The sequence below is a fragment of the Sodalis sp. C49 genome (assembly GCF_046352915.1).
Lineage (GTDB): Bacteria > Pseudomonadota > Gammaproteobacteria > Enterobacterales > Enterobacteriaceae > Acerihabitans.
Genome location: NZ_CP163303.1, coordinates 1,026,500 through 1,038,286, shown reverse-complemented (window position 1 = coordinate 1,038,286; position 11,787 = coordinate 1,026,500). Strand labels below are relative to the sequence as shown.

9 protein-coding genes are annotated in these 11,787 nt (G+C 59.9%); 5 read left to right on the top strand and 4 right to left on the bottom strand.

The genetic code is table 11. The annotated features are described in order from the left end of the window. The first annotated feature begins 14 nt into the window (after positions 1-14). Both ABUK12_RS04585 and ABUK12_RS04580 read left to right on the top strand, forming a co-directional pair. The gene (locus ABUK12_RS04585) at positions 15-233 is read left to right on the top strand and encodes a DUF333 domain-containing protein (protein ID WP_410015170.1); all 219 of its coding nucleotides are present in this window, start codon (positions 15-17) and stop codon (positions 231-233) included. 173 nt (positions 234-406) lie between these two features. After that, entirely contained in the window at positions 407-1,000 is a 594-nt protein-coding gene (locus tag ABUK12_RS04580; protein WP_410015169.1) for a hypothetical protein, read from the top strand. A 55-nt stretch (positions 1,001-1,055) separates the two neighbouring features. On the opposite strand, the gene ABUK12_RS04575 is transcribed toward ABUK12_RS04580, so the two are convergent. Beyond that, positions 1,056-2,048, bottom strand: a complete 993-nt coding sequence (locus ABUK12_RS04575) for a 2-hydroxyacid dehydrogenase (RefSeq protein WP_410015168.1) — start codon at positions 2,046-2,048, stop codon at positions 1,056-1,058. A gap of 156 nt (positions 2,049-2,204) precedes the next feature. On the opposite strand from ABUK12_RS04575, the gene ABUK12_RS04570 reads away from it, so the two are divergent. Together ABUK12_RS04570 and ABUK12_RS04565 are read left to right on the top strand one after the other, a co-directional pair. Beyond that, positions 2,205-5,000, top strand: coding sequence for a YdbH family protein (locus ABUK12_RS04570; RefSeq protein ID WP_410015167.1), 2,796 nt, complete (start codon positions 2,205-2,207; stop codon positions 4,998-5,000). Beyond that, positions 4,997-5,218, top strand: coding sequence for a YnbE family lipoprotein (locus tag ABUK12_RS04565; RefSeq protein WP_410015166.1), 222 nt, complete (start codon positions 4,997-4,999; stop codon positions 5,216-5,218). Before ABUK12_RS04570 ends, ABUK12_RS04565 begins: the two co-directional genes overlap by 4 nt. 144 nt (positions 5,219-5,362) lie before the next feature. Here ABUK12_RS04565 and ABUK12_RS04560 read toward each other — a convergent pair whose 3' ends face one another. Next, on the bottom strand, positions 5,363-5,968 hold the full coding sequence (locus ABUK12_RS04560) for an FMN-dependent NADH-azoreductase (protein WP_410015165.1): 606 nt from the start codon (positions 5,966-5,968) through the stop codon (positions 5,363-5,365). Positions 5,969-6,200: 232 nt separating this feature from the next. On the opposite strand from ABUK12_RS04560, the gene hrpA reads away from it, so the two are divergent. Continuing rightward, positions 6,201-10,088 (top strand): ATP-dependent RNA helicase HrpA, encoded by a 3,888-nt coding sequence (hrpA, locus tag ABUK12_RS04555; RefSeq protein ID WP_410015164.1) that lies wholly within the window; start codon positions 6,201-6,203, stop codon positions 10,086-10,088. A 33-nt stretch (positions 10,089-10,121) separates the two neighbouring features. On the opposite strand, the gene ABUK12_RS04550 is transcribed toward hrpA, so the two are convergent. Both ABUK12_RS04550 and asr read right to left on the bottom strand, forming a co-directional pair. Continuing rightward, positions 10,122-10,943, bottom strand: a complete 822-nt coding sequence (locus ABUK12_RS04550) for a trypsin-like serine peptidase (protein ID WP_410015163.1) — start codon at positions 10,941-10,943, stop codon at positions 10,122-10,124. 396 nt (positions 10,944-11,339) lie between these two features. Continuing rightward, complete coding sequence (gene asr / locus ABUK12_RS04545; RefSeq protein WP_410015162.1) at positions 11,340-11,675, bottom strand: acid resistance repetitive basic protein Asr; 336 nt, start codon at positions 11,673-11,675, stop codon at positions 11,340-11,342. Positions 11,676-11,787 lie beyond the last annotated feature (112 nt).

Sequence of the window (11,787 nt, the reverse complement as noted above, 5' to 3'; positions counted from 1 at the left end):
TTTCACGGTGGTTGATGGCAACATCCGCGCTATTATTAGTCGCCTGCAGCAGTTCCAATAATGACGAGCCCGAGCAGATGGGCCAGCAGGCTACCACCGCCAGCCTGCCGCAGCGCGTGGACGTGCCCAATACCCCCCGCTGCATGAACGCGGGCGGCACCATGACCCTGGCGCGCCAGCTTGACGGCACCACGGTGGGCATGTGCCAACTGGCCAACGGCAAGCGTTTTTAAGCATCCCGCTCCCATCCCCAGCCAGGCAATACGTTCTTGCCTGAACCCTCGGGCAACGCCGGTCCGATAGCGTTACGGGGAGCCCCCTGATGGCATAACATCGTGGTCCTGCTGGCAACTGCCGTTGACAGGGGCCAGGATCGCTACCCGTCCATCAAGGATAAAACGCTATTATGAACCCATTTCTGAATAAACTCTCCCCTCCCGCCATGCCTGATGCCGCCGGTTTATCCCCGGCGGGAGATGATGCTGCCCGGCGGCGGGCGCCTTGGCCGCTGGCCGTCAGCCACGCGCCCGCCGACATCAGCCTCGCGCCTGCCGGCATCGGCCGGCAGCGCAAGCGCGACGCCGCTGTCGCCGGGCAAGACGCCGGCGCTGTCGTGCCGGTAAAAATCAGGTGCTGCGAACCGGGCGCCGCCTTGGCTGCCGGGAGCTCATGGTCTGCCAGCCATTTTCTTGCCGCATGCGGCGCGTTTGGCGAAAGTATCGAGGCGCTATGCCGGGATGTGCAGGCCCTGCTACAGGATATCAATGCCGGCGCGAGGGAGGATGGGGGCGCGGCACAGATCAACTGCCCGAGGCAGTTCGACCGTCTGATGGACGTAATGGGCCGATATGTGCAATGGCTGCGGGAACTGAATAATGACGCTTATCCGCTGGAGGCAATAAGAGCCGAGGTACAGGAGAATTTGACCCGGCTGGGTCCTTATATCGATAAAATGAGCCTGCTAATCGAGAGAATGGGCTTAATCACTGACGCCAGGTAACCCCCAGCCACGTTTAGGCCGGCCCCGCGTATCATCAGGCGAGGCCGGCCGGGTATCAGGCGGTAACCAGATTCGGGCAGTGCTCGCCCTGGCTTAGCTGGCGCAGGTTTTCCAGCGTAACCTCGCCGATGCTGGTCAGCGCTTCTTCGGTCAGGAACGCCTGGTGGCCGGTGAACAGCACGTTGTGACAGGCGGAGAGGCGGCGGAACACATCATCCTGGATTACGTCGTTGGAGTTATCCTCAAAAAACAGATCGCGCTCATTTTCATAAACGTCCATGCCCAACGCGCCGATTTTCTGCAGCTTCAGCGCTTCTATGGCCGCCTGCGAATCGATCAGGCCGCCGCGGCTGGTGTTGATAATCATCACGCCGTCCTTCATTTGCGCGAAGGCTTCCCGGTCAAGCAGATGGTGGTTTTCCGGCGTCAGCGGGCAGTGCAGGGTGATCACATCCGATTGCGCGAACAGGGTCTTTAAATCCACATATTCGGCGCCCAGCGCCAGGGCCTGGGCGCTGGGGTAGGGATCAAACGCCAGCAGGCGCATGCCGAAGCCTTTCAGGATGCGCATGGTGGCGACACCGATTTTACCGGTGCCGATCACCCCGGCGGTGCGGTTGTGCATATTAAAGCCGATTAAGCCCTCAAGGGAAAAATTGGCGTCGCGGGTGCGCTGGTAGGCGCGGTGAATGCGCCGGTTCAGGCACATCATCAGGCCGATGGCATGTTCCGCCACCGCTTCGGGCGAATAGGCGGGTACCCGCGCCACCTGAATGCCAAGCTCTTTGGCCGCCGCCAGATCGACATTGTCGAAGCCGGCGCAGCGCAGCGCCAGCAGCTTTACGCCCATTTCGGCCAAGGCCTCCAGTACGTCGCGCCCGCCGTCGTCATTGACAAAAATACACACCGCATCGCAGCCTTCAGCGGTCTTGGCCGTACGCGGCGTCAATTGAAATTCGAAAAATTCTATTTCAAAGCCAACATGTTCATTTACCTGTGACAAAAATTTATGATCGTAATTTTTAGTGCTGTAGACGGCTAGTTTCATCAGTCCTACTCCATAAGATCGGCCGGCAGGTGGCGCGGTATCATTCAATGTATCCTTCTCAGACGGATAAAAGTACGCGTTTGTGCCGTATCACCTAAAATGTTGCGTGGAATATAATTATGGTATCTTGCAGGCTTAGGGACAATAAGGAATGTCATGACCGACGCATCAGGCGCATACAGGCGCACAGGCCTTTTTCTACGCCGTTCCGGAGCGGTTGCCCTGTTGCTGCTGGCGCTTCTTGGGCTGTCGGTGGCAGTGGGGTGGTTTTTTTTACCGCTCTGGCTGCCGGTGGCGGCGCGGTTGGTGCTGCCCGCCGATGTCGATATTACCCTGACCGGCCGGCCGCGCTGGCATCAGGGGACGGTGATTTTGCCCGGCTTTGCGTTAAACCGTCCGTCCTGCGTCTGGATAACCGGCCAGAATATCAGCGCCCGGCGCCAGGACGGCGCATGGCGCATCCTCGCCGGCCAGGTAACGGTGGACAGCACCTGTAATGCGCCCCGCGCGCGTGAAGAAAGCGGCGAGCCGCTGACCTGGGCGGCCGTCGAGCAGGTTCTGCCGCGCTTTACGCTCGGCATCGGCCGCCTGACGGTGGCGCCCTGGCAGGCCTATGCCGGCGGACTGGAACTGGAGCATCTTGCCGCCGGCACCCGGGCATATTACCACAATGAACATCTGCGCCTGGCCTTGTCGTTGCGCGACCGTCAACTGTCGATAAGCGAATTGACGTTTACCGGCGCGCAGCCGCAGCCCCCGCGGGCCTTACCGGCGCTGCCGGTCTTCAACGCGCCCTTCGGCTTACAGAACCCCGCGCCGGCGTCGTTAGCCGGGCCGCCCCAGCCGGCACCGCTATTTCCCGCGCGACCGACGGTATTATCCGGGGCGCTGCGCATCGGGTTAACCGGGGACATGACGTTGTCGCCCCAGGTGATGATGCCGCCGGAACAGGGTGAACTGACCGCCGGCCTGGTATTGGCCGACGGCAGGCCGGTGAACGCCGATATCAGCTGGCGGCAGCGGCAGGGGGAGTTATTGGTGACCGACGGTCAAACCGATATCAGGCTGGCGCGCTTGCCCTGGCGCATCGCCGGCGATGACCTGCAGATTACCGACGGCGAGTGGCGCTGGCCCTATGCCACCCAGCCCCTGTCGGGCAATATCGCCCTGACCCTGGCGCATTGGCTGGACGGTCCCGACGCGCTGGGATTAACGGCGCGCATGAATATGCTGACCCAGGGCCTGCGCGGCAAGGCCAATGCCGTATTGACCGTCGGCCCCGGCCCGCTGCGCCTGAGTGACAATGCGCTGGATTTCCGTTTTACCGGCACGGCCAACCAGGGGGGGCTCTCGTTAAGCGCGTCGATTCCCGGCCAGTTGCGCGGATTGCTCACCGATCCGACCCTGGCGCTGCTGCCCGGGGCGTTATTGCGCGTCACCGGACTGATTTCCGAGGCGCTGAGCATTAACAGCGCGCGCCTGCCGCTGGCCGGCGTGCAAGTGTCATCCCGGGGCCTCAGCGGGCGATTGCAGGCCATCTTACAGGCTAACGTGCCGGATTACGGGCACTTCACCCTGCATATGGACGGCCGCGCGCTGGATTTCCTGCCCGATAAGGGCGAGTGGCGCTGGCGTTATTGGGGCGGGGGCAACCTGACGCCGTTCGAGGCGCGGTGGGATATCGCGGGACGCGGATCCTGGCTGGCGGACCAGATTGAACTGACGGAGTTGTCCAGCGGCCTCGATCAAATCCACTACGGTCTGGTCAGCGTTGCCGTCCCGCGCCTGGCGCTTACGGCGCCGCTGCGCTGGCGCCGTGGGGAGCATAATCCGGCCTTCAGCGGCGCGCTGCGGGTCAATGCCCGCCGGATCGATATTGCCCGCGGCGGCTATTTGCCCCGGCCGGTGATGACGCTGCGTTTCACCGGCACCACGCCGCAGGATTTTCTGTGGCAAGGCCAGCTTCAGGCCGGCGTTACCGGGCCGGTGCGCCTGAACGGCCGCTGGGACGGCAACCGACTGCGCGGGCAGGCCTGGTGGCCGAAACAGCCGCTGAAGGTCTTTCAGACCTTACTGGCGCCGGATTTGCGCATTACCCTGCGCGACGGGCAATTCAACGCGCAAAGCGCGTTTTCCGCCGCTATCGGCCAAGGCTTCCTGGCCGGCGGACATGCCACCGTCGGCCAGGGAGAGGTGTGGGTGGGCGAAAATCATCTGTCGGGCGTTGCGCTCGGGCTTTCTTATCGTTTGCAGGACCAGCGCTGGCAACTGGGCGTAAAACAGCCGGTCAGCCTGCGTGTCGCGACGATTATCACCCCGGTGACGCTGAATAACCTGGCGATAGGACTACAGGGGTATTACCCTTATGATGAACGTCGTCCGCTGACGCTCACCGGCGTGGATGTGGACGCGCTGGGCGGCAAGATCCACCTTACGCCGCTAAGCCTGCCTCAGCGCGACGCCGCGGTGCTCAGCGTCAAATCCATTGAGATGAGCGAACTGATTACCGCGCTTAAACCTAAGCAGTTTGCCCTCTCCGGCCGTGTCAGCGGCGAGCTGCCGCTGCATTTTAGCGATCGGGCGGGGTATATCCGCGGCGGCTGGGTCGCCGGCGACAACCGGATGGCTTTGCGACTGGATAAACAATTCGCCGACGCCATCGGCAGCCGCAACCTGGCCACAGGCGCGGCCATCAACTGGCTGCGTTATATGGAAATCAGCCGTCTGCGGGCGGATGTCAACGTGAACCGCGACGGCGAGCTGGATTTACTGGCGCATTTTATCGGCACCAATCCGCAAATCAATGCCCAGCGCGAGGTCAGGTTGAATTACCATCATCAGGAAAATATTTTCATGCTGTGGCGCAGCCTGCGCTTTGGCACCAACGTGGAGCAGGCCCTGGAAAAACAGGCCGGCACCGTCCCCGCCGGGGCAGCAAGGAGAGAGAGATGAACACAGGATATAAGCTGGCCGGCCTGCTGTTGACGCTGGGCGCCGCCGCCTGCGTGCCGCGCATTGAGCTGGCGATGCCCAGCGAACCAATTACCATTAACATGAACGTGAAAATCGAACACGACATTACCATCAAGGCGGACAAACAGAGCGTGGCGCTGCTGCAGCCGACGCTGTGCCAGGACTCGCAGACGCAGCCTTGCGTGCCGGCCAAATAAAAAAGCGCATCCGGGATGCGCTTTTGCACTCTGTAAGCGTGCAGCGTCACTGATGGCCAGGGCGCCGCGCGCGGATTGTATTCCAGGGACGTCGGGATGCAGGGTGTCTTGAAGACCTTACCCATCATGGCCGCCGTCACGGCATCAGGCGGCGATAAACTGGCTGATGGCGGCTTTAGCGTCTTCCTGGGCTTTGCCCGCCACTTCCGGACCGTAGGCCACGCCTTCGGCAAACACGAATTCCACGTCGGTGATGCCGAGGAAGCCCAGCATCAGGCGCAGATAGGACGTCACCAGATCGCTGGGGGTGTCTTTATGGATACCGCCGCGGGTGGTCAGCACCACCGCTTTTTTGTTTTTTACCAGGCCTTCAGGGCCTTGTTCGCTGTAGCGAAAGGTCACGCCGGCGCGCGCAATCAGGTCAATATAATTCTTTAACTGGGTAGGGATGTTGAAGTTGTACATCGGCGCGGCAATGACGATCACGTCGTTGGCCTGCAGCTCATTGATCAATTCATCGGATAAATCCAACGCTTCCTGCTGGCGGGGCGTCAGGGTCGCGTCGGCCGGGCGCAGGGCGCCGACCAGCTCGCCGTCCAGTACGGGTACCGGCTGCGCGGCCAGGTCGCGTACCGTAATCTCGTCGCCGCTGTGGTTTTTTTGCCATTGTTCGATAAAGAAGTCGGCCAGCTGGTTGGACTGGGAAAACGTGGCAAGAATACTCGATTTAAGAATTAATACTTTGCTCATCAGATGTTCCTTATAATTCAATAGGTCATTAACCCTTAGGCGTTGAGAAACACTCTATTGATTATCCTCCCGCAGTGATAGCGCAATATTTCGAGCTGTTTGTTCGAATTTCCTGAACGATGGGAAAGGCGGCTAAAGCCGGCGCCGGGGATATGGTAAACTAACGGCATAAGCACATTCTATTCGGGCCGGAACAGCGCCTGTATCCGGTCGCAGTATAAGGAAAGGTATCGTGAAGTCATCGCTGGCGGCACTGTCCGCTTCGCTGGAGTCGGTTATGCTCCGCGATAAAACAGTTTTACGTCGCCGTCTGCAGGGGGCGCAAAAAGTCACCCGGCCCGAGGCGCAGACCGCTATCGCCGAGCAAATCGCCGCCGATATCCAGGCGTCCGCGCAACGCGCGGCAAACCGCCTGGCCGCCCGCCCGGCCATAACCTATCCGGAAAATCTGCCGGTCAGCCAGAAACGCCAGGATATTCTCCAGGCCATCCGCGATAACCAGGTGGTGATTGTCGCCGGTGAAACCGGCTCCGGCAAGACCACCCAGATCCCCAAGATCTGCCTGGAGCTGGGGCGCGGCATCACCGGTCTCATCGGCCATACCCAGCCCCGGCGCCTGGCGGCGCGCAGCGTGGCCGATCGCATCGCCCAGGAGCTGGCGGTGCCGTTGGGCGGGGCGGTGGGGTATAAGGTGCGTTTTAACGATCAGATAAGCGACAACACGCTGGTCAAGCTGATGACCGACGGTATCCTGCTGGCGGAAATACAGCAGGATCGGCAACTGCTGCAGTACGACACCCTGATTATCGACGAAGCGCATGAACGCAGCCTGAATATCGATTTTATCCTCGGGTATCTGCATCAGCTATTGCCGAAACGTCCGGACTTAAAGGTGATTATCACATCCGCGACCATCGACCCGCAGCGCTTTTCGCGCCATTTTAACAACGCGCCGATTATCGAGGTTTCCGGACGCACTTATCCGGTGGAGGTGCGCTATCGTCCGGTGGTGGAGAGCGAGGAGGACGGCGACCGTGACGTGTCCCAGGCCATTTTCGACGCGGTGGATGAACTCAGCCACGAGGCGCCGGGGGATATTCTGATCTTTATGAGCGGCGAGCGTGAAATTCGCGACACCGCCGATGGCCTGAACAAGCTCAACCTGCCCCATACCGAGGTGCTGCCGCTGTACGCCCGCCTGTCCAATAGCGAACAGAACCGGGTATTCCAGTCCCACAGCGGCCGGCGTATCGTGCTGGCGACCAATGTGGCGGAAACCTCGTTGACCGTGCCCGGCATTAAATATGTTATCGACCCCGGCACCGCGCGCATCAGCCGCTACAGTTTCCGCACCAAGGTGCAACGGCTGCCCATCGAGGCGGTGTCGCAGGCCTCCGCCAACCAGCGCAAAGGGCGCTGCGGCCGCATATCCGACGGTATCTGCATCCGGTTGTATTCAGAACAGGATTTTCTCTCCCGGCCGGAATTTACCGATCCTGAAATCCTGCGCACCCATCTGGCCTCGGTCATCCTGCAGATGACCGCGCTCGGCCTTGGCGATATCGCCGCCTTCCCGTTTGTGGAAGCGCCGGACAAGCGGCAAATCCAGGACGGCGTGCGGTTATTGGAGGAGCTGGGGGCGCTGGAGGCAGAATCCGCGCGCGGCTACCGGCTTAGCCCGCTGGGCCGCCAGCTGGCGCAGCTGCCGCTCGACCCCAGGCTGGCCAGGATGGTGCTTGAAGCGCGTAATAATGCCTGCGTGCGCGAGGTGATGGTGATCGCCGCCGCGTTGTCCATCCAGGATCCGCGCGAGCGGCCGATGGATAAAAAACAGGCCGCCGACGAAAAACACCGCCGTTTCGCCGATAAAGAATCGGATTTTATCGCCTTCGTCAAATTGTGGGATTATGTGCAGGAACAGCAGAAGACGCTGTCCTCCAGCCAGTTCCGCCGTCAGTGCCGGGTCGATTTCCTCAGCTACCTGCGGGTACGCGAATGGCAGGATGTCTATACCCAGCTGCGACAGACGGTAAAAACCCTCGGGCTGCCGGTGAATACGCAGCCCGCGGATTATCGCGGCCTGCACTGCGCCCTGTTGTCGGGCCTGCTGTCCCATATCGGGCAAAAGGACGCTGAAAAACAAGAATACACCGGCGCGCGCAACGCCCGTTTTGCCATTTACCCCGGTTCGGGGCTGTTTAAAAAACCGCCTAAATGGACCATGGTGGCCGAACTGGTGGAGACCACCCGGCTGTGGGGGCGCATTGCCGCGCGCATCGACCCGGAATGGATTGAGCCGTTGGCCCCGCATCTGGTTAAAAGCAGCTACAGCGAGCCGCATTGGGAAAAGGCGGCGGGGTCGGTGATGGCGGTGGAGAAAGTCACCTTGCTGGGGTTGCCCATCGTGGCCGGCCGCAAGGTCAATTACAGCGCGATAGATCCGGCGCTGTGCCGTGAACTGTTTATTCGTTTCGCCCTGGTGGCCGGCGAGTGGCAGACCCGGCACGCATTTTTCCATGCCAACCGCAAGCTATTGACGGAAGTGGAGGAGCTGGAGCATAAATCACGCCGCCGCGATATCCTGGTGGATGACGAGGCGCTGTTTGCCTTTTACGATCGGCGCATCGGCGCGGAGGTGGTCTCGGCGCGGCATTTTGACAGCTGGTGGCGAGAGGCGGCCAAACAGGACCCCGATCTGCTTAACTTTGAAAAAAGCATGCTGATCAATCCGGGCGCGGATGCAATAAGCGCCCTGGATTACCCCAACGTTTGGCACCAGGGCAATCTGAAATTAAAACTCAGCTATCAGTTCGAACCCGGCGCGGACGCGGACGGGGTCACGGTGCATATCCCGCTGCCGGTACTTAACCAGGTCACCGCCGCCGGTTTTGACTGGCAGATCCCGGGCGTGCGGCGGGAGCTTATCATTGCGCTGATTAAATCGCTGCCTAAGCCGTTACGGCGTAACTTTGTGCCGGCGCCCAATTACGCCGAAGCCTTTCTCGGCAGGGCCACGCCCGCCGACGGGCCGCTGCTCGATACGCTGGAGCGCGAGCTCAAGCGCATGACCGGGGTGGGCATCGACCGCGACGCCTGGCAGTGGGATCAGGTGCCGGATCATCTGAAAATCTCGTTCCGGGTGGTGGATGATAAACATAAGACGCTGGCAGAAAGCCGGGATCTCGACGCGCTGAAGCTGCAGCTAAAAGACAATGTGCAGCAAACCCTTTCCGCCGTGGCCGACGACGGCCTGGAGCAGCGTGATTTACATCTGTGGAGCTTTGGCGATTTACCCGAGCGCTATGAGCAAAAAAGAGGCGGTTATTCGCTCAAGGCATATCCGGCGCTGGTGGATGAAAAAGACAGCGTGGCTATCCGCCTGTTTGAAACCGAGCACGATCAGCGCCGGGCGATGTGGCAGGGCATCCGGCGCCTGTTGCTGATTAATATCCCCTCGCCGATAAAATACCTGCATGAAAAATTGCCTAACAAAGCCAAGCTGGGGCTGTATTTCAATCCATTCGGCAAGGTGATGGAGCTGATTGACGACTGCATTACCTGCGGCGTCGACAAGCTTATCGAGCAGCGCGGCGGCCTGGTCTGGCGCGAGGAGCAGTTTGCCGAACTGCAGGAATACGTGCGCGCCAACCTGAACCCGACGGTGGTGGAGATTGCCGGGCAGGTGGAGCAAATCCTGACGGCGGTGTTCGCCATCAATAAACGCCTGAAAGGACGGGTGGATATCAGTCTGGCCCTGGCGCTGTCGGACATCAAGGCGCAGCTGGGCGGCCTGGTTTATCGCGGTTTCGTCACCGGCAACGGCTGGCGACGGCTGCCCGATACGCTGCGTTATCTGCAGGCCCTGGAACGCCGCCTGGAAAAACTGCCCAACGATGTGCATCGCGATCGCGCCCAGATGTTGAAAGTCGAGCAGGTGCAGCAAGCCTGGCGCCAGTGGCTGGACAAGCTGCCGCCGCTGCGGCGCGAAGATGAGGATGTCAGGGAAATCCGCTGGATGATTGAGGAACTGCGGGTCAGCTATTTTGCCCAGCAGCTCGGCACGCCTTATCCCGTCTCGGAAAAACGCATCTTGCAGGCGATGGAACAGATAGCGGGTTAATCGGGAAATGTAACGGGCTACGCTGAAAATCCTTCACTTCGCCAAGGCTTTCCCCGGTTTGTCGGCCAATGCCGACAGGCCATCCTGAATGGCGGTCACCGCCAGCGCGCGGTTATCCGCCCGATAACGGTCCTTGCCCAGCGGGGCGGAACTCTGGATTGCGATTAAACGCCAGCCGGTAAGGGTATACAGCATTAACGGCGAACCGCTGTCGCCCGGCAGGGTGTTGCAGCGATGGGATAACACCTCCGACTGCGCCCAGCCGGTCACCAGGCAATCCTGATGACGATAGAGCGTATCCAGGTGATCCTCGGGATATCCGGCCTGGGTGACCTGGTGATTGGCCTGCTTTAGCTGCAGGGTCAGTTCCTGATGGTCGCCCTGCCACAGCGGCAGTGGTTTGATTTTTTTAAATGTTTTGGTCAGGCGGATAAGGGCGAAATCCAATGCGGCCGCATCGGGCGGCACGATCCAGCCGTCGCCGGAGGGTTTCAGGCGTTGACCCAGCTGTTTGTCGACCAACGTATCAATGGCGCTGGTCTGATAACGCCAGAGCTGGTTTTCCGCCACGAAACGCAACATCACCGCTTTATCAATAACGCCGCCCGCGGTCAGCACGCAATGACCGGCTGTCAGCGCCAGGTGCGGAGAAATCAGAGTGGCGGTGCAGAGATTGCCGCTGGCGGTCTCCACCTGCCCGATGGCCTGCCACGGCCATTCATCCGGCTGGGTGATGGCCTGGCGGTGGTCATGGCCGAAAAACAGCGCCTTCTGTTCTTTACTCAGTCCGGCCGATGCGGCGTTAAAGGTAGCGAGAGGCAACAAACACCACAGCAACAGCGGAACAATACGCATATACAAGCTTGCCTTATGATAAGTGCTGATATCATCCATGAAAAAATATTATCTCAATATAGCTTATAAATAGGGGAATACAGAGAAAAATCGTTGTGTTTCAGCACGCTAAAACAGATCGCCGTTAAGGCGGAAAATACGCAGGCGCTGGGCAAGGGAAGGGACTTAAATAAAAAAGAAGGTGCTGACAACGGCGCAAATAATCAGGCAACCCAGGATGATTTCATACCTATATCGGCGCAGCATAGACGAAGCCTTAAGAAACCGACACCCGGCGAACCGGGTGTCGGTGAGTCAATAATAATGCGCTAAAATGACTATTTCATCAGCTCTGACAGCCATGATATTCCGACTCCGGCCTGAACGGCGTTAAACCAGGTTCAGGCGCGGCGCATCTTATGATGCAGGGGTCGTGGTGGCAGCGGCAGCGGCCGGAGCGGCTTTCTTCACTTTTTTCACGTGTTTTTTAGCGGCCTGGGCAGTCTGCGCCGGAGCGGCTTTCTTCACTTTCTTCACGTGTTTTTTAGCGGCCTGGGCAGTTTGCGCAGGGGCTGCTTTTTTCACTTTCTTCACGTGTTTCTTGTGAGTAGTCGTGGTGGTTTTAGCCGGTGCAGCGGTAGTCGTGGTGGTGGTCGTCGCGGCAGGAGCGGTAGTCGTAGTGGTATCGGCGGCAAACGCAGCGGTGGACAATCCCATGGCGGCAGCAATAACCAGTGCAAGTACTTTCTTCATTGTCAAATCCTCAGAATTGCGGTTTCTATTTACAACCCCGATTCGGGGCCGGTGAAGACACAATAAGGATTTAACGCCGCGTTGTCCGTGAGTGTTTGGTTTCGGCGTGTAA